11 protein-coding genes and 1 tRNA gene are annotated in these 18,315 nt (G+C 72.9%); 5 read left to right on the top strand and 7 right to left on the bottom strand.

Going from position 1 to position 18,315, the window contains the following annotated elements; translation table 11 throughout:
* Window positions 1-64 precede the first annotated feature (64 nt).
* A complete protein-coding gene (locus tag ACWC9R_RS21195) occupies window positions 65-2,773 on the top strand; it encodes an FtsX-like permease family protein (protein ID WP_450733593.1) in 2,709 nt (902 codons plus the stop codon).
* Entirely contained in the window at window positions 2,770-3,870 is a 1,101-nt protein-coding gene (locus ACWC9R_RS21190) for an ABC transporter ATP-binding protein (protein ID WP_450733592.1), read from the top strand. Before ACWC9R_RS21195 ends, ACWC9R_RS21190 begins: the two co-directional genes overlap by 4 nt.
* 316 nt (window positions 3,871-4,186) lie before the next feature.
* On the opposite strand, the gene ACWC9R_RS21185 is transcribed toward ACWC9R_RS21190, so the two are convergent.
* Genes ACWC9R_RS21185 through ettA form a run of 3 tightly spaced genes read right to left on the bottom strand, consistent with a single transcriptional unit; the run spans window position 4,187 to window position 7,006 of the window.
* On the bottom strand, window positions 4,187-4,906 hold the full coding sequence (locus ACWC9R_RS21185; protein ID WP_450733591.1) for a hypothetical protein: 720 nt from the start codon (window positions 4,904-4,906) through the stop codon (window positions 4,187-4,189).
* Window positions 4,903-5,337, bottom strand: coding sequence for an acyl-CoA thioesterase (locus ACWC9R_RS21180; protein WP_362612081.1), 435 nt, complete (start codon window positions 5,335-5,337; stop codon window positions 4,903-4,905). The genes ACWC9R_RS21185 and ACWC9R_RS21180 overlap by 4 nt, the downstream gene beginning before the upstream one ends.
* Before the next feature lie 4 nt (window positions 5,338-5,341).
* Window positions 5,342-7,006, bottom strand: a complete 1,665-nt coding sequence (gene ettA / locus ACWC9R_RS21175; RefSeq protein ID WP_450733589.1) for an energy-dependent translational throttle protein EttA — start codon at window positions 7,004-7,006, stop codon at window positions 5,342-5,344.
* Window positions 7,007-7,384: 378 nt separating this feature from the next.
* On the opposite strand from ettA, the gene ACWC9R_RS21170 reads away from it, so the two are divergent.
* The gene (locus ACWC9R_RS21170) at window positions 7,385-7,936 is read left to right on the top strand and encodes a hypothetical protein (RefSeq protein ID WP_450733588.1); all 552 of its coding nucleotides are present in this window, start codon (window positions 7,385-7,387) and stop codon (window positions 7,934-7,936) included.
* Between the two features lie 292 nt (window positions 7,937-8,228).
* Here the strand turns inward: ACWC9R_RS21170 and ACWC9R_RS21165 are convergent, their stop codons facing one another.
* The 4 genes from ACWC9R_RS21165 to ACWC9R_RS21150 all read right to left on the bottom strand — a co-directional run bounded on the left by ACWC9R_RS21165 (window position 8,229) and on the right by ACWC9R_RS21150 (window position 15,663).
* A complete protein-coding gene (locus tag ACWC9R_RS21165) occupies window positions 8,229-9,638 on the bottom strand; it encodes an LAETG motif-containing sortase-dependent surface protein (protein ID WP_450733586.1) in 1,410 nt (469 codons plus the stop codon).
* A 382-nt stretch (window positions 9,639-10,020) separates the two neighbouring features.
* Window positions 10,021-10,830: a single-stranded DNA-binding protein gene (locus tag ACWC9R_RS21160; protein WP_450733585.1), complete on the bottom strand. Its 810-nt coding sequence runs from the start codon at window positions 10,828-10,830 to the stop codon at window positions 10,021-10,023.
* Between the two features lie 232 nt (window positions 10,831-11,062).
* Window positions 11,063-12,964 (bottom strand): GTPase, encoded by a 1,902-nt coding sequence (locus ACWC9R_RS21155; RefSeq protein WP_450733627.1) that lies wholly within the window; start codon window positions 12,962-12,964, stop codon window positions 11,063-11,065.
* Window positions 12,965-13,719: 755 nt separating this feature from the next.
* Complete coding sequence (locus ACWC9R_RS21150) at window positions 13,720-15,663, bottom strand: ATP-binding protein (RefSeq protein ID WP_450733625.1); 1,944 nt, start codon at window positions 15,661-15,663, stop codon at window positions 13,720-13,722.
* Window positions 15,664-15,973: 310 nt separating this feature from the next.
* Between ACWC9R_RS21150 and ACWC9R_RS21145 the strand changes: the two genes are divergently transcribed.
* Together ACWC9R_RS21145 and ACWC9R_RS21140 are read left to right on the top strand one after the other, a co-directional pair.
* Window positions 15,974-16,046 (top strand) — tRNA-Arg (locus ACWC9R_RS21145).
* 500 nt (window positions 16,047-16,546) lie between these two features.
* The gene (locus ACWC9R_RS21140; protein ID WP_450733583.1) at window positions 16,547-17,542 is read left to right on the top strand and encodes an ATP-binding SpoIIE family protein phosphatase; all 996 of its coding nucleotides are present in this window, start codon (window positions 16,547-16,549) and stop codon (window positions 17,540-17,542) included.
* Window positions 17,543-18,315 lie beyond the last annotated feature (773 nt).

Genomic DNA, 18,315 nt, shown 5'->3' with positions numbered 1-18,315 from the left:
GGCTCCGCACGGAACCACGGCCCGCCGCAGAGGCCCCGGGCCCCGGACTGCGGGGTGAGCGCCGGTGAGGGCGGCGACCTGGTGGAACCGGCCGCGTCCGGCGCGCGCGGCGCAACTGGCCCTGGGCGCGCTGGTGCTGGTCACGGCGTTTATCGCGGCGGCGTTCCCGCGCGGGGTGACGGCGTACGAGACCCGCGGGGTGCGCCATGCGCTGGGCTCGGTGGCGGCCGGACAGCGGACGGTGGAGGTCACCGTCTCGCGTACGGACCTGCCCGGTGACCCCGCCGCCTGCGCGGCGGGCGAACTCACCCGCCAGGACCGGGCGATCCGGGACCTGTTCCGCGACCCGCTGCGGATCGCCCCGGGCGCCTCGCTGTACGGCGTGCGCACCACCAAGCCGCTGCCCGCACAGGACTCCTGGCTGCCCCGGCCCGACGGCCTCGCCCCCGGCCTCTCGCTGTACGCGGCCGCCGGGCTGGGCACGCATGCCAAGCTCACCGAGGGCCGGCTGCCGCACGCCGCGTCCCCCGGGAAGCGCACCCTGGAGGCCGCGGTCACCGTCGCCACCGCACGGACCCTGACCCTGCGCGTCGGCAGCACCCTGCACCTGGACGGGCTGACGGTGCGGATCTCCGGGCTGCTCACGCCGCGCGCCCCGGACAGCGCGTACTGGGCCGCCGACCCGCTGATGGCGGCCGCCCATCAGGACACGACGCCGGACATCCCGCCGCAGCGGCTGTGGCGGGCCGGTCTGCTGCTGGCCCCCGAGGACGGCCCGGCGCTGCTGCGCACCGAGGGCGAGCCGGAGAAGTTCTGGCGCTACCCGGTCGACACCCGCGCGCTGACCGCCGGTGACGCCGCGCGGCTGCGGGACCGGCTGGTCTCCCTCGAACACGGCGCGGCGCTGGCCCGGTTGCGTGAGGTGGCGGGCGGCGGTGCGCTGGCCGACAGCGCGGTGGACGGTCTGCTGGACGCCTTCGCGCGGACCCGGGCCGCGGTCGCGCCGGTCGTCGCGGTGGCCGCGTACGGCGTCGGCACCGTCGCGGCGGTGGTGCTGCTGATGACCGCCGGGCTGACCGCGGCGCGGCGGCACGCCGAACTGGCCCTGCTGCGGGCCCGTGGTGCGTCCCTGGCCGGGCTGGCCGGGCGGCTGGCGGCGGAGACCGGGGCGGTGGCGCTGCCCGCTGCGGCGGCCGGCGGCGTTCTGGCGCTGCTGCTGGTGCCCGGGGAGCGGGTGCTGCCCTCGCTGCTGGCGGCGGCCGGCACCGGGCTGCTGGCAACGGTCGCGCTGCCGCTGCGGGCGGCCGTCGCGCACCGCCGCCCGCGCCCCGTGGAGCGCGCCGACGCGGTGGGCGCCCGCCCCTCCCGGCGCCGTACGGTCGCCGAACTCACCGTGCTGGTCCTGGCGGTGGGCGCGGTGCTCGCGCTGCGTGGCCGCAGTACGGCGGCCGGCGGGGTGGACACCCTGGTCAGCGTGGCCCCGGTGCTGGCCGGGGTGATCGCCGCGCTGGTGCTGCTGCGCCTCTCTCCGCTGCCGCTGCGGCTGGCGGCCCGCCCCGCCGCCCGTACCGCCGGGCTGACCGGCTTTCTGTCGCTGGCCCGCGCGGGCCGCGCCCCGGCCACCGCCGGACTGCCGCTGCTGGCCCTGGTGGTGGCGCTGACCACGGCGTCCTTCGGCGGCTCGGTGCTGGCCGGGGTCGCCACGGCACGGGACCACGCGGCGCTGACCGCGGTCGGCGCGGAGGCCCGGCTCTCGGCCGGCGCACCGCTGCCCGAGGAGCTGCGGCGGGCGGCCGGCCGGGTGCCGGGCGTCGTGGACGCGGTGCCGCTGCGCATCGATGTGCAGGCCGCCGACGACAACGGGTCCCCGCTCTACGTGGTCATCGCCGACGCCGAGGCGTACGCCCGGCTCTCGCGGACCACCGGCCTGGGTGCCTTCGACGCGCGGGAGCTGGCCGACCCCGGCGGCGACCAGCCGCTGCCCGCGCTGGTCTCCCCCCGTTTCCGCACCCGCTTCGGGGACGCGCCGATGGCCCTCCAGCCGGAGCTCGGCCAGCTCGTCATCCGCCCGAAGACGGTCCGCGCCGACACTCCCGCGCAGCCCGGCGGCGACTTCGTCGTCGTCGACGCCAGGAGCGTCGCCCGCCGCCATCCGGACACCTACCGCGACCCCGCCACCGGGCCCTCCGTCCTCCTGCTGTCCGGCCGCTCCCTGGACACCCGGGCGCTGCGTGCCGCCGTCCGCGCCCACAGCCCGGCGGACCGGCCCGTCCGGCTGGCGCTGCGCTCCGCCGTCCGCACCGAGTTCGCCGACTCGCCCCTCCAGCAGGGCGCGGTACGCCTCTACACCGCCGCGGTCGCGGCCGGCGCCGGCTTCGCCCTGCTCGCCCTGCTGCTGTCGCTCCTCCAGGCCGCCCCGCAGCGCGGCCAACTCCTGGCCGGACTGCGCACGATGGGGCTGCCCCGGGCCCAGGGGCGGCGGCTGCTGATCCTGGAGGCGCTGCCGCAGGCCCTGCTCGCGGCCCTCGGCGGGGCGCTGACCGGCGCCGCCACGGTCCGGCTGCTGGGCCCCGGTACCGACCTCACCGCGCTCGCCCTGCCCGGCACCCCGGGCGGTGCCGCGGACACCGTACGACTGCACACCGATCCCGCGTCCCTGCTGCTGCCGTCGGCGGCCGTGCTCGCCCTCGCCCTGGCGGTCGCCCTGGCCCAGGCCTGGCTGAGCGGACGGCGGGGCGTGAGCACCGAGTTGAGAGTGGGGGACCCCCGATGACCACACGCCCCGACGCCACACCGCCGGACGCCGCCTCCCCCGGGGCGGAGGCGGCCCGGCCCGCCGAGCCCACCAGCCTGGCCGAGCTGGAGCGGCGCGCGGCCTCCCGGCGCGGACGCCCCGCCTACGGGCACGACGCGCTGATCGCCTGCGACCGGCTGGTGCGGGTCTTCACCGCCGACGGGGTGGAGGTACAGGCGCTCCAGGGGCTCGATCTGCTGGTCGCGGAGGGCGAGTTGATGGCGCTGGTCGGGGCGTCCGGCAGCGGCAAGTCGACCCTGATGAACATCCTGGCGGGCCTGGACGTGCCGACCGCGGGTGCCGCCACGGTCGCCGGCCGCGACCTGCTGACGATGGACGCCAGGGCCCGCCTCGGCTACCGCCGCGACGTCGTCGGCTTCGTCTGGCAGCAGACCTCCCGCAACCTCCTGCCGTACCTGACGGCACTTCAGAACGTGATGCTGCCGATGCAGTTGCGGGGCGGTCGGCGGCGGGCGGCCCGTACGAAGGCGGCCGGCGAACTGCTGTCGATGCTCTCCCTCGACCACTGCCGGGACCGCCGCCCCCCTCAGCTCTCCGGCGGCGAACAGCAGCGCACCGCCATCGCGGTCGCCCTGGCCAACACCCCGTCCGTCCTGCTGGCCGACGAGCCGACCGGCGAACTGGACTCGCACACCGCCGAGCAGGTCTTCACGGCGTTCCGCACCGCCAACGAGGAACTGGGCACCACGATCGTGATCGTCACCCATGACCAGAAGGTGGCGGGCGAGGTCCGGCGCACCGTCGCGATCCGCGACGGCCGTACGTCCTCCGAGGTCCTGCGCCGCACCGAACGGGACGCGACGACCGGCCAGGAGTCCCTGGTGGCCCGCGAATACGCCATGCTCGACCGGGCGGGCCGCCTCCAGCTACCGGCCGACTACACCGCCGGCCTGGGCATGGCACACCGCGTCCTCCTGGAACTGGAACCCGACCACATCGGGGTGTGGCCGGACGACACGGCGGAGGAGGGCAGTCGGGGGCGCGGTGAAGGCTCGGACGGGGGCGCGGGGGCGGGCACGGGCACGGAAGAGGAGGGCCGGGCCGGAGACGGCTGATGTGTCTTCCTGGGGCCGTGCCGAACACCGTTGATCGGCCGTCCTGCGGCGTATCCGGTGTGGCCCTGCGGTGAAGGAGGCGGCCGACCTGGCCTCACCAGGGGCCGTGCTGGCGGCAGTTGTCCCTAGGGGCAGAGCGGGTACGAATGCCACAGCCCGCTACTGGCCCGCGGCAGTCGGCCCCCGGACGAACGGCCCGCTCCGGAGCCGCCCGCCTCACACCTGCGCGGGGGCTCCCGACCGGCGGCCTCCCTGGCAGCGGCGGCGCCAGAACCGGCCTCCTGAGCCACGCCCCGCACCGACCGCCCCACTCCCCTCAGACCGGTGTCACCGTGAGGCCGGACAACCCGGTCGGCCCCGCCGGGCCGCCGGTCCGTACGGCGACCGACCCGTACGGGGTGCTCAGCCGCAGCCAGCCGCCCGCGGACAGCAGGCTCAGCGAACGCTGCTCGGGCCGCGCGGGCCCGACGCCGCCCCCCGCGAGCGCGCCGGCCCGCACCGGCCGCAGAAAGCCCAGTGACTGCGCGGCATGGGCGGCGCGCAGCGGAAGGTGGGTGTCCCCGAGGGTGCGCGACCAGATCTCCCGGCCGATACGGTCCCGTTCGGTACGGGTGCGGTGCTGCGGCGGCAACGCCTCGTCCCGGGCACGGAATTCGGCGACCGCGGCGGCCACCGCACGCAGCAGCGCCTCGGGCGCGGGCAGCCCCGGCACCCGCTGCCAGCCGCCGCGCGGCGGCAGCAGCCCGGTCCACGGCGGACCGGTGACGGCGGCGGGCACGGTCAGCCCGTCCGCCGGCGTCTCCACGCCTTCGAGGAGTTCCCCGGCGGAGACCGTCCGGTCCAGCGTGGTGTCGTCGGCGAGCCGGGCGGTACGGACCGCCAGCACCTCGAAGGACGGCGGGCGGCCGAAGACGGCGAGCACCCCGCCGCCGGCCTGGAGCCGTACCGCGGCGGCGCGGTCGTAGTGGATCAGGCGGGCGAGGAAGGCGGCGAGATCGGCCGCCTCCCCCGCGTCGGCCAGGTGCAGCGCCGTCATACCGCGGCGGACCCCTCCTGATGTGCGGCGTCGTCCAGATACTCCTTGAGGATCGCCTTCTCCTCAGCGGTCAGCCGGCGCGGACGCTCGTCGGTGAAGCTGTACGGCACGACGACGGTCGAGGCCCGCAGATAGAGGGTGTCCTCGTCCTTGACCTCGTAGCCGACCGTCATCGACGCGGCGCTGATCTTCTTCACCCACAACTCGACGGTCACCGGGGCGTGCCGGTGGACCAGCGGCCGCACATAGTCGATCTCGTGCCGGGCGACGACCGAGCCGCCCGTGAACGACGGGCTGCCGCCCCCCGGCGCCAGCCGGTGCATGAAGTCGATCCGCGCCTCTTCGAGGTAGCGGACGAACACCGCGTTGTTGACATGGCCGAACGCGTCCATGTCCGACCAGCGCAAGGGGCAGGAGTAGAGGTGTCGCACGCCGTCAGCCCCGGGTGAGCTTCTTGTACGTGGCGCGGTGCGGGCGGGCCGCGTCCGCACCGAGGCGCTCGATCTTGTTCTTCTCGTAGGACTCGAAGTTGCCCTCGAACCAGAACCACTTGGACTCGCCCTCGTACGCCAGGATGTGCGTGGCGACGCGGTCGAGGAACCAGCGGTCGTGGGAGACGACCACGGCGCAGCCCGGGAACTCCAGGAGCGCGTTCTCCAGCGACGACAGGGTCTCGACGTCGAGGTCGTTGGTGGGCTCGTCGAGGAGCAGCAGGTTGCCGCCCTGCTTGAGGGTGAGCGCCAGGTTGAGGCGGTTGCGCTCACCGCCGGAGAGCACCCCGGCCGGCTTCTGCTGGTCCGGGCCCTTGAAGCCGAACGCGGAGACATACGCCCGCGAGGGCATCTCGACCTGGCCGACGTTGATGTAGTCCAGCTCGTCGGAGACCACGGCCCACAGGGTCTTCTTGGGGTCGATGTTCTCGCGGCTCTGGTCGACGTAGGAGATCTTGACGGTCTCGCCGACCTTGATGTCGCCGGAGTCCGGGGTCTCCAGGCCCTGGAGCATCTTGAACAGCGTGGTCTTGCCGGCGCCGTTCGGGCCGATGATGCCGACGATGCCGTTGCGGGGCAGCGTGAAGCTCAGGTCGTCGATGAGGACCTTCTCGCCGAAGGCCTTGTTGAGCTTGTCGACCTCGACGACGACGTTGCCCAGACGCGGACCCGGCGGGATCTGGATCTCCTCGAAGTCCAGCTTCCGCATCTTGTCGGCCTCGGCGGCCATCTCCTCGTAACGCGCAAGGCGCGACTTGGACTTGGCCTGCCGCCCCTTGGCGTTGGAGCGGACCCACTCCAGCTCTTCCTTCAGGCGCTTGGCGCGCTTGGCGTCCTTCTGGCCCTCGACCTTGAGACGGGTCTCCTTGGTCTCCAGGTACTTGGAGTAGTTGCCCTCGTAGCCGTGCAGGCGGCCGCGGTCGACCTCACAGATCCACTGGGCGACGTGGTCGAGGAAGTACCGGTCGTGGGTGACGGCGACGACGGTGCCGTGGTACTTCGCGAGGTGCTGCTCCAGCCACTGCACGGACTCGGCGTCCAGGTGGTTGGTGGGCTCGTCGAGGAGCAGCAGGTCGGGGGCCTCCAGCAGCAGCTTGCACAGCGCGACGCGGCGGCGCTCACCACCGGAGAGGTTGGTGACCGGCCAGTCACCGGGCGGGCAGCCCAGCGCGTCCATGGCCTGCTCGAGCTGGGTGTCCAGGTCCCACGCGTTGGCGTGGTCGAGGTCCTCCTGGAGCTTGCCCATCTCCTCCATGAGCTCGTCGGAGTAGTCGGTCGCCATCAGCTCGGCGACCTCGTTGAAGCGGTGGAGCTTGCCCATGATCTCGGCGGCGCCGTCCTGCACGTTCTGCAGCACGGTCTTCGACTCGTCCAGCGGCGGCTCCTGCAGGAGCATGCCGACCGTGTAGCCCGGGGAGAGGAACGCGTCACCGTTCGACGGCTGCTCAAGACCGGCCATGATCTTCAGCACCGTGGACTTACCGGCGCCGTTGGGACCCACGACACCGATCTTTGCGCCCGGCAGGAAGCTCAGCGTCACGTCATCGAGGATGACCTTGTCGCCGTGCGCCTTGCGCGCCTTGCGCATCGTGTAGATGTACTCAGCCAAGAGAAACCGTCCGGCAGATTGGATCGATCAGGGTCTGTGCGGCACCGCCCCGGGGCCATCATGCGCGGCGACCGTGGGAGGGCAGATACACCCCATCTTGCCGTACGGCCGCGCTCTGGCGGAAACGAGTACCTCAGGGGCCCGTGACCTGTACCACAGACCGATCCGGTCATGCCTCTTCGGTCGATCACTGTCGCCGTCGGTCACCGTCGCCGTCGGTCACCGTCGTGGCCGGCAGGCCGAGCAGCGGTCCACAAGCGGCCGAGGCGGCATGCGATGGCGCAGGGCCGTGGTGAATGCGGCGAGACGCCCACACCACTGGTCCCCGAGGGGACAGGATGCTGCTGACCTGAAAGGCACGACCACTCTGGAGGCTCCATGGGAGACGCCTTAATCGGACTGACCGCGGCAATAGTCGGTGTGGCCGGCACACTCAGCGCTCCCGTGCTGTCACAACGCCTGATGGGGCGCGTTCAGAGAGACCAGTTCGAGCGCCAACAGCAGGTCGAAGAGGCCCAATGGATTCGCCAGGAGCAAGCCGCTGAGCTGGACCGCAGGCGCAAGTGCTACATGGCGGTGAACGCGGCCTTCCGGACGTACCGGACCCACCTGATGAACTTCCTGTGGCTCATACACAAGGGGGAGGTCACGCCGGAGGCCCGTGAGGTGGTGGAGGAGGCCAGGCGCGCCCACCACGCCACCTTTGCCGAAGCCCAGATGATCGCCTCTCCACCGGTGCTGATCGAGCTGGACGGGATGACGATGGCTCTCTCTGAGACCTACCGACGGACCATGTGCCTGGAGGAAGGAAATCTGGACCCGGATGGCTCATTCGACGAGATCCGAGCGGACTTCCGACGGCTCTGGCTCCGGTGGGAAGGGATGCGTGACGTCATGCGCACCGACCTCGGCGTAACCGCGCGCCCCTGATCCCGTGCTTCATGTCCACGACGCGTGCTTCATGTCCGCGACGGCCCACGGACGGCCCAGACCACCCCAGAGGCGAGGCAGCGGGCCGTTTCGCCGCAGAGGGGGACCGGGGCCGGGGCTTCGCCGGCGGTCGGCGCACAGGGCGCTCGAATGCCGACGGCCCCGGAGCGCGGTGGCGCTCCGGGGCCGTGGGGTGGTGCTTCGCCGGTGATCGTCCGCTCACCGCTCACCGTCGGGTGAGCGAGCGGCCGCCGGGCAGGGCCTGGCGACGGCGGTCACCAGGCGCCGGGTGTCACTGGGCGGGGGTGCCGACCTTCTTCTTACGGAGGAAGAACACCGCGCCGCCGCCGACCACGACGAGCACGACCGCGATGCCCGCGATCATCGGGGTGGCGTTGCTGGAGCCGGTCTCGGCGAGGTCGCCGCCCTTGTCCCCACCGGTGTCCCCGCCGGTGCTGCCGCCGACCGAGGCCGGGCTGGGCTGGCTGGAGGGCTTGCCGCCGCCACTGCCGGCGGTCTTGCAGTCCAGGACCCCGGAGAACGACTTCTTGAAGCCGCCCTCACCCTTGATCGTGATGTTGTACGGCTGGTCCTCGGCCACCGGAACGGTCACGGTCTGCGACTTGCCCGGGGCGATCTCGTGGTCCTTGCCGGAGAGCTGGAAGCGGAACGCCTCATCGCCCTTGTTGGTGGCCGTGACGTCCACCCCGCCCTTGGCGCAGTTCTTCTCGGCGGTGATCGCCGGGATGGCGCCCTGCTTCTTCCAGGAGAACGTGGCGGCCGCGGAGACCGTGGACTCACTGGAGCCGGCCAGGATCTGGGTCTGGCTCTTGGCGTGCTCACCGATACCGGTGAAGGCGCGGCCGACCGGAACCTTGGTGGCGGCCTGCGCGGTCAGCGAGCTGCTGCCGTCCGCGGCGCCCGCGGGCACGTCGAAGAACAGCTGGGTGCCGTCGGCCGCACTGGTGACCGGCTTGCCGTCCTTGCCGACGACCTTGGCACCGGCAGGCACACCGGCGGCCGGGGAGATCGTCACGCTGTCGGCGTTGGTGTGCACGGTGACCGGGCCGAGCTTGCTGCCGGACTTGCCGGAGACGGCCGGCGGGTCGAGCGTCAGCGAGGCCTTGGGCTCGGCGAGGTTCTGCGCGCTCTTCTCGAGGTAGTCGGCGAGCTTCTCGGCCGACGGGTCGAGCGCGTCCACCTTGGCGTGGTCGGAGAAGCGCCAGATCGCGACCTGGGTGCCGGCCGCGGCGGTCTTCTCGGTGAGGTTCCCGGCACCGGCCTTGGCTGCGAGCGAGGCCAGGTCGTTCACCTGCGGGTAGGAGTTCTGCAGAATCCAGCGGATCTTGCCCGCGTCCCCGTTGTTGTGCAGCGACGAGGCGCTCCAGGGCACTTCCTGGTACTTCGCCTGCTGCTGCGTCGGGTTGTGGATGTCGATGCAGTACGTCTGGAGCGTGCCGCCGTTGTCGACCGCCATCTCGAAGAGGCCGGCGCCTACGCGCTGGTCCCCTCCGTCGTTGTGCACGACCGCCTGGTCGAAGGTCTTCAGACCGCCGAGCGTGGCGGTGGCACCCCCGTGCGCGGGGTTCGTCTCGTCCGCCGCGGCAGGCCCCGCGGTGGCTATCGCACCCGCCGCGACCAGGCCGGAGGCCACGACCGCGGCGGCAAGGCGGGCTGCGCCCCGCCTCTTCATCGAAAGCATGAAATTCCCCTCTGGGCGAGGCGGTCGAGTGGGAGAGGGTGCCTCGCCGGAAAGATCCCAAAGAACTCAACAGCCGAACACGTCAGCCCCCGTGAGTACTTGTCGGATCTTAAGGAGCAGGTGCATCAGGGTCCCCGGTAATGGCATCCCATAAGCGATCCGAATCGCAATCGTTACCGACACCAGGCACCCTGACCTGGCATTATCGACAAATCGTCAGCCTCTTTCAGGACAAAGACGCCTTCTCGGATGAATGGGCCATGGCGGAAGCCGCGGCGGCGGAGCGCCCCGAAGCCTCGACGACAGCCGCAATCCCCCTGGTCGCAGGCGTTTTGGAGGTCACTGCGGCCTTGGCGACGAGGGCTTCGGCCGCCGCGACGGCCTAAGTGCCCATGCCGGCCTTGGCGGTCGCGGCGGCCTCGTTGGGCGGCTGCTCCTTGCGGCCTGCGCGCTCTCCGGCGGCGGCCTGCCGTGCTCCGGAAACCGACCTCGCCCCGGAAACCGACCTCGCCTTGGCGGTCTTTGGCGTGCCGGCGGCCGGCTTGGCTTCCGTCGCTCCGTCATCTGCGCCCGTTCGCGGTCCGGCTTCCGGCAACGGGCTTTCCCATAAATCCTGTTGGGTGGGTGGAGTGCGGCGCGATGCTCGCGGTGGTAAGGACGAGTCCGCTGACGGGGGCGATTCCGGCGCCGGGGAGGACTCCGTTGCCGCCGCAGGAGCCTGCGCCGCTGAGGATGCTCCCGCTGCCGCAGCCGGTTGCTGAGCCGGAACCGGCGCGCCCTCCACTCCCGCTCCCGCGCCCGCCCCCGTACGGGATACCGACCGGAGGACCCTTCGGAACGCGGCGGTGCCCCGTGTGAGGTCATGGCCGACCGCCACCGCGTCGACCTCCGCCGAGAACCAGCGCTGTCCGCCCTTCTCGGGTGGCTGCTCCCCCTCCCTCAGCCGCAACCGTCCCTGCACGATGAGTGGTTCACCCACCGCCACCGATGCCGCCACGTTGTCGGCGAGCCCACGCCATGACCGGACCGTGTAGAAGCTCGTCTCCCCGTCGGTCCAGCGCTCCTGCGCCTTGTCCCACCGGCGCGAGGTGGCCGCCAGCCGGAACCGCGCCACTGTCACCCCCGCCGCCGTCAGCCGGTGCTCCACCGCCGTCGCGGCGTTCCCCACCAGCGTCACCATCGTGTCGTTCACCTGATACGCCTCCCCCGTGTCCCGCGCTCGCTCCCGTCACCCGCTGCTCGCGCTGCGTTGATCTCATGCTGCACGGGTTCGGCGAGCGCCGCGGCGGCGTGTGGACAGGCGGCCGACTGTGGACAACTCGGCCACCCGGAAGGGTGAGCGGCGGCGGGCGCGGCGGCCGTCGAGCGGCCCGCGAGCCGCCCTCAGCGCCGCCCGCCCCGCTGCTCCCCTTCCGTATCCGCCGTCACGCGCCCGAGGCCACCGCGTACTGCTCCCGCACCTCGCGATAGCGCAGCAACTCGGCGGCGACCGGCTCCAGCACCCGCGCCCGTCCGCATGCCGCCGCCGCACCCCGCAACCGCCGCTCGGCGTCCTGCCCGTAGCGCCGGGCCGGTCCGCGCGCCACCACCCGGCACACCCACGCCAGTGCCGGCCCGCCCACCGACCCGAGAACCGCGGGCGCCAGCCCCGAGAGCCAGTCCGTCGCCTCGCCCACACCGGTGATCGCACCCAGCAGCCACAGGACACCGACGACCTGGAGTACGGTCAACATCCCCTGGAGCGAGGCGGCCACCGTCCACCAGCGCGGTCTCACAGCCGGCCCGCCCCGGAGGGACTCCTCGGCATCCGCCGCCACCTTGTCGAGCGCCTCCGGCAGCCCGTGGGCGCCTCGGTCCGCCGCCTCCCGCACCGCGTGGGCCCAGGGCGACGGCAGGCCGTGCGCCGCCTCGGCGGCCACCGTACGGACGGCCTGCTCCACCACCGGCCGGGCCGCCGCCCGGCCGTCCACCGCCGACACCTCAGCGGCACCGGCCGCGGCCCCGGCGGCGCCCGGTTGCCCGGCCGCCCGCCGCCGCCCCACCAGGCCCCGCCGCATACCGCTCCGCCCGGAAGCGGCCAGTCCTTCGGCCCCCTCCCCGTTCCGCCCGGCCCGGACCCGTCCCACGCCGTGCCGCCCCACACCTGCCGTCCCGACGCCCGGGTGCCCTCCCGGGCCTGCCCCCGCCCCCGTCATCCCCAACCCGGTTGCCTCCGCCCCGAAACCACGGCCTCCCCACCTGCTCCCCCGCCACCGCCGCATCCGCGACCACGGAGATCCACAGGCGCGCTCCGCGTACCGCAGCCAATCCCGTTCCGCCGCCCGCCCGGTGGCCACCGCCCCGACCGCCTCGGCCAACCGGTCGTCGAACTCCGCACGGGCGTCCTCCGTCAGCCCGACCCGGCTCTGCGCCACATACACCGACCGCAGGCGCTCGGTCGCCGCGTCCACGTCCGCCGCCAGCCGCCGGTCCGCCGCACCCCGTTCCGCGACGAACTGGCCGAGCGCCTCCCGCAGTTCCGCCACGCCCCGGCCGGTGGCCGCGGACAGCGCGAGCACCGCGGCACCGGGCTCCCCGTGTTCGCCGAGCGCCAGCCCGTCCTCGTCCAGGAGCCGCCGCAGATCGTCCACCACCTGGTCGGCGGCGTCCCCGGGCAGCCGGTCCACCTGGTTGAGGACGACGAACATGACCTCGGCGTAGCCCGCCAGCGGCCGCAGATACCGCTCGTGCAGCACCGCGTCCGCGTACTTCTCCGGGTCCACCACCCAGATCACCGCGTCCACCAGCTCCAGCATCCGGTCCACCTGAGCGCGGTGCTCGGTGGCCGAGGAGTCGTGGTCGGGCAGATCGATCAGGATGAGTCCGCGCAGCTCGGAGCTGCCGTCCGCCGGGACGTGCCGACGGTGGACGGGCACTCCCAGCCGGTGCAGCAGCCCGTCCGCGCCCGGCCGGCTGCCCGGCCAGACGCAGGCCACCGGCTCCGCGGTCGTCGGCCGGCGCGGCCCGACCTGTGAACGGTTCGCTCCGGCCAGCGCGTTGAACAGCGACGACTTACCACTGCCGGTCGCTCCCGCGATGGCGACGACGGTGTGCTCGCCGGAGAGCCGGTACCGCTCGTCGGCCGTCTCCAGCACCCTGCCCGCCCCCTCCAGCGCCCGCCCCTCCAGCCGGGTCCGGGACAGCGCGATCAACTCCCGCAGCGCGTCCAGCCGCCCACGCAGCCCACCCCCCACGGCCCGCCGCCCCCCGTCCGCGACCCACCGGTACGTGACCCCGTCATCGCTCTCCACCTCGGCCGGCGAACGCGGCTGCACCATCGCCTCCACCCACGCGTCCACCCGTGCCCCGCCCCGCGCTCGCTCGCTCCGCGCCCTCTCAAGGAGGGACTCCGCGCGATGCGCTTCCGCGGTACGGAACTCCGCAGCCCGGGTGTGCCTGTGGCGCGCCTCCCCGGCCCGCGACGCACCCTCCAGCCGCACACCCGCCTCGGTACGGGCCCCGACCGGCGCCCCCACCGCAACAGCGGCCTCCCCCGCGACCTCTGCTCCCGGAGGCGGCTCGATCCGCGACCCCGGCCTGGGCACCCCCGCATCCCGCGCCCGACGTGCGATCAACCCGTCATCCCACGTCCGGCCCACTTCCGCCCCCGCCCTCGGCTCCAGCCCTGCCCCCGGCTCCGGCACCGCCGCCCCCACAGCCGCCCCGTTCTCCTGCCGCTCCATCGACACCGCGCCCCCCTGCCCCTCCTGAGATTCCACAACCCCCACGGCCCCCCCAGACCCCACGACCTCCCCGGAGCCCATCGACACCACGTGCTCCACAGACCTCACAGGCACTACAGACTCCACGCGCACTGCAGACTCCACGGGCTCCCCACCCTCAGCGGCCGCCGCCTCCGCCACCGCCGCACCCACCGCCCCCGGTTCCTCCGCCGGCTCCGCTCCCCTGCCCCCACGCCACTCCACCGGCGCCACACCTTCCCCCGGCGTCACACCCCGCGCCCCTTCGCCGGCCTCGCCAGCCCCCATCCCCCGCCCCGTCGCCCCCGGTCCCGCCCCGGAACCAGCCACATCGGAATCGCTCACCCCGACACCTCCTCCTTCTCCATCACCCTCATCCGCGCCCTCTCCTCCGCCTGCGGCTGCTCCCGCCGCCGCTCCTTCTCCCTCCCCGTCCGGTTTTCCTGCCGCTGCTTCTCCCTCTGCACCACGGACAGCGCGGCGATCAGCTCCGCCTGCTGGTCCAGCGGCACCGTCAGCTGGTCCAGGGGCGCCAGCCGCCGTTCACGCTCACCGTCCAGCGCGCGCTCCAGGTAGGTGGCGAGGAGGCGGCCGCCCCGTTCGCAGAGCCGCAGGGCGGTCTGTGCGCCCAACAGGTCGGCGAGGTTCTCGCCCGCCGTACGGGCGCGACGGCCGCCGAGCAGCGCGGTGGCCAACAGCGCCGCCGACTCCTCCGGCTCCACCGACCCCGCGCGCTCCCCGGCCTGACCGGCGCGCGCCTCACGGGTCTCCTCCTCGGCCAGCTCCTCCAGGCAGCGCCGCCAGCGCCGGACGATCACACCGAGCCGGCCGCCCGCACCGGCGGCGCCCGCGGCGGCCGTCAGCGAGACCTCGCCCGCCGCCGGGTCCCGCCGCCAGGCGGCCGCGGCCCGCTCGTCGGCCTCGTCCACGGCGCAGGTCAGCAGCGAGGTCAGCCCGTCGGTCAGCGCGTCGAGCAGCTCGTCCGACCGGCCGTCGAGGCCATGGTCCCGCCAGTGGGCGCGCGCGTCCCCGGACAGCACCTCACCGGCCGCGACCTCCTCCCGTACCCGCTCAGCGGCCCGCTCGTACGCCTCCTCGACCCGGCCGGCCAGCCGCAGGGCCGCGGCGTGCTGGGCGGCGGCGGCCCCGGCCAGCGCCGGCAGCCGGCTGCGCAGCGAGGCGATCACCCCGGCGGCCGTACGCTCCGCCGCTGCGGTGCGGGCGACGGGGTCCTGGGCATGCCGCTCCAGCCAGCCCCGCAGCGCCGCGACGGCCGTGGCGGGCAGCAGCCCGCTGCCGCCGCCGGCCGACTCGGGCAGCTCCGGGATGGTGAACCGCGGGACATGGCCGAGACCGGCCCGCTGGAGGAGTTCGGCGTAGCGCCCGGAGATGTCGGTGGCGATCTGGTGCGGCACCCGGTCCAGCACGGTCACCAGCGTGACGTCGTACTCCTTGGCCGTACGCAGCAGATGCCAGGGCACCGCGTCCGCGTACCGGGCGGCCGTCGTGACCAGCACCCACACGTCCGCCGCGCAGATCAGCTCGGCGGCCAGCTCACGGTTGCGCGCGACCAGCGAGTCGATGTCCGGTGCGTCCAACAGCGCCAGCCCACTGGGCAACGCCGGATCGGTCTCGATCCGCACCGTCAGCATCCCCGCCTCGCCCCCGCCCCCCACCGCGCCGTAGGCCCCCGGCCCAGGCCCCCCGGAAAGCTCCCGAGGCCCCCCGTGCGACCCATGGTCCGCGCTCTCCCCGCGCGCCATACGGGCGCCCGGCCCACCGGCCGCACCGTCTCCGCCGGCCACCCCGTGGCCGCCCGCCGCCGGACCGCCCGCCCCCTGGCCCCCGAGCCCGTAGTCCCCCCGGCCCAGGCCACCGCCCGCCGGGTACTCGTCCTCGCCGCCGTCGTCCTGCTCGGGGACCCACACCCGGGCGAGCTGCGGCAGGACCCGGGTACCGGCGAACCAGTGGAGATCGTCGGGATGGCAGACCAGCACCGGCGTACGCGTCGTCGGCCGCAGCACCCCGGCCTCCGAGACCCGCCGCCCCACCAGCGAGTTGACCAGCGTGGACTTGCCCGCCCCGGTCGACCCGCCGATCACCGCGAGCAGGGGCGCCTGAGGGGAGCGGAGGCGGGGAATCACATAGTCGTCGAGCTGGGCGAGCAGCTCGGCCCGGTTGCGCCGGGCCCGGGCAGCGCCCCGAAGTGGCAGCGGGAAGCGTGCGGTGTCGACGCGGTCGCGCAGAACGGACAGTGCGTCGATCAGCCGGGGTCGTACATCCAAGGTCGCCACATGTGCAGAATGCCCAATTTCGTTAGGTTTTTGAAGCGTATACCCCCTAGTGCGCGCCAAAAGAACCCGCACAGAACGGGATAAGTGGCACGCGAGACACTCGCGGCAAGCGAGGCGCAGGCATAACGAGTGCACAACACCCGCCGCACGAGGCGCCAAAAGCGATGCAGGATTCGTACCTGCCTGCGATTATCGGGACCGCTTCACCGAACCTCCACAACGTGCCACGGAGGTGAAGCAACCGGGACGAGGCACCCGGACCTCTATCCTTGACCGCGGTCCGTGATCCACGTCCACACCGGCCCCCGTAGCTCAGTGGATAGAGCAGGTGCCTTCTAAGCACTTGGCCGCAGGTTCGAGTCCTGCCGGGGGCGCTCCGCAAGACCCTCCCCCCGGGAGGGTCTTTTTGCTGGTCGGGGCAGGTGTGGCGGCGCATGCGGAAGCACTGCCTCCGGGGCGCCGACGGAGGGCTTCGCCGGCCTCCGGCCGCCGCTTGAGAGGTGGAAGCCGCCCGGGGATGCAAACCCGAGCACGCCAGCCCGGCTGCGTTGTCGGCGCGGCGCCGATCCGGCAGGCGGCCCGGCCGGCTGTCGTGGCCGCGGCGTCGCGGCGCACACCGCGTGCCTGGTCCGGCTCGGTGACGCTGCCTGCTCTTTCCGCCTCGCCGGCCTGGAGCCTGCGCCGACGGCCTCGACCACTGCGGCACGCCCCCTACCGGAGAACTGCCGCGCGAGCCGCTCGCCGCACTCACGGGCCCGGCCGCAGAGCGGTCCCAGCTGGGCCACCGCCCTCACGCGACCAGCGCATGCCCTGGAGGAGGGTCTCTTTTGCGCTGATCGGCTCACCTGACGAGGGTGCGTACGACGCGTCATTCATGTATCAGATGCACAATCTGGCGCGCGACCTCAGTGCGGCGCAGCGCCTGCCTGACGTGATGAGGATCGCCGAATCCCGCACCATGAAGCCGATTTCCGCGGACGGCATGGCGGTGGGAACCTGGGAGGGCGCACATATGAGGCTTCTGGGGTGCGCCGGTTATCCCCCCTCCATCGCGCGGGAAGTCATCAGGGATTCGACTGCGCTTCGTGACCGCCTGCCACTCTTCGTGGAATCCGGGTCAGGTATGTCCAGCGCCGATCTGGGGAGCCTGAGCAGCGGCAAACAGGCATGCATGATTGCCCCGATCGAGCAGCACGGCGGAAAGATGGCAGGCGTGCTTTACCTGGCCGTGCGCGCCTATGCAGCAGAGGGGCACCGCCCGAGCGACGTCCTGCAGCGGACCAACGGATTGCTGCTGGAGCTCGGCACCGATCTGTTGGCGACCTGTTGTTGTGTATGGGTGGACCTCGCCATGGGAACGGCCGAGGTGTGCACCGCCGGTCACCCGCCTCCGCTACTGCATTCCGAAAACGGAGTGGAGGCCCTGGAGGGGCCGCATGGCCTGCCACTGGGGGTACAGGCAGGCACCTTTTATCAGTCGAGGGAATTCAATCTGCCGCAGAATTCCGTTCTGGCGCTCTACACCGATGGCCTTGTACGTTCCCATGAAGTGGATGAAGAGTCCGGCACGCGTCGCCTCTACGAGGTCTTCTCCGGATTTGGCGGGCGTCACCTCGAGGACTTGGCGTCACGGCTCATCGAGATCACAGACGGGGATACGCGCGACGATGTGGCATTCCTGCTGATTCGGCTTCAGGGCTGGGGGTGGGAGGAAATCTGCCCTGAAGCGGAACTCCTGGCCTCAGAACTCGTCACCAACGCCCGGGTCCACGCGGACCGTGACGTGGATGTCAGGATTCGCCTCACTCCCGACCGTGCGCGGATAGAGGTGAAGGACTCCGACCCCCGTCTCCCAGGCCGACGCCCATAGTGCTGTCCGCCGGCGCTGACGCGGACTCCGAGAACGGAAGGTGACTTCTTGGCCGGAGGTTCGAGTCCTGCCGGGGCGCCGGAGCAGCCCCTCTGGTTCGGCCCGGCACGCGGGCGAAGTCGTAGCAGGTGATCTCGAACGCCGGCGCCGCGTGCGACGCCGGCCTGCCGGTGCCCAGCTGGCCAACGGCACACCCGCAGGGCCCGAGAGCCGGAGTCATGCCGTCGACCGCGCCTGGCTAAGGTGATCGGGAAGTCCGCGGGGGCTGTGCAGCCAGCAGGAGGTGACAAGTGGGGCCATCCGATCCCCCGGTGATACGCGTGCCGGTCGGGAAAGGCTCCGATCGTTGGGTCAGCCGGGCAACGCCTCGCCGGGTCCTGCTCGTGGTGCACAACGTCGCCTCCGGCGGGCGCCTGCTCGACGTACTGCCGCTGTTCCACGACGACTTCCGGGTGCAACTGTTGATCACTTCGACAGAATCATCCGCATTCCAGGGCGGAACCCGAAAGCTCTTCGGCGATATGGGGCTACCCGTCATGCCCTGGGCTCAGGCTCTGCTCACCCCGGTGGACCTGGCGATTTCCGCCAGCTTTGGTGGTCAACTGCACCATCTCAAAGGCAACTTGACCATTCTGTCGCACGGTGTTGGGTACACTAAGAGGTTGGCCAAGCCGGGAGCCGGGAGCCGGGAGCCGGGAGCCGGGAGCCGGGAGCCGGGAGCCGGGAGCCGGGAGCCGGGAGCCGGGAGCCGGGAGCCGGGAGCCGGGAGCCGG

The organism is Streptomyces sp. NPDC001219 (assembly GCF_053597915.1).
Note: the sequence above shows the minus strand (reverse complement) of the source record. Positions and strands in the feature narration are given on the sequence as shown.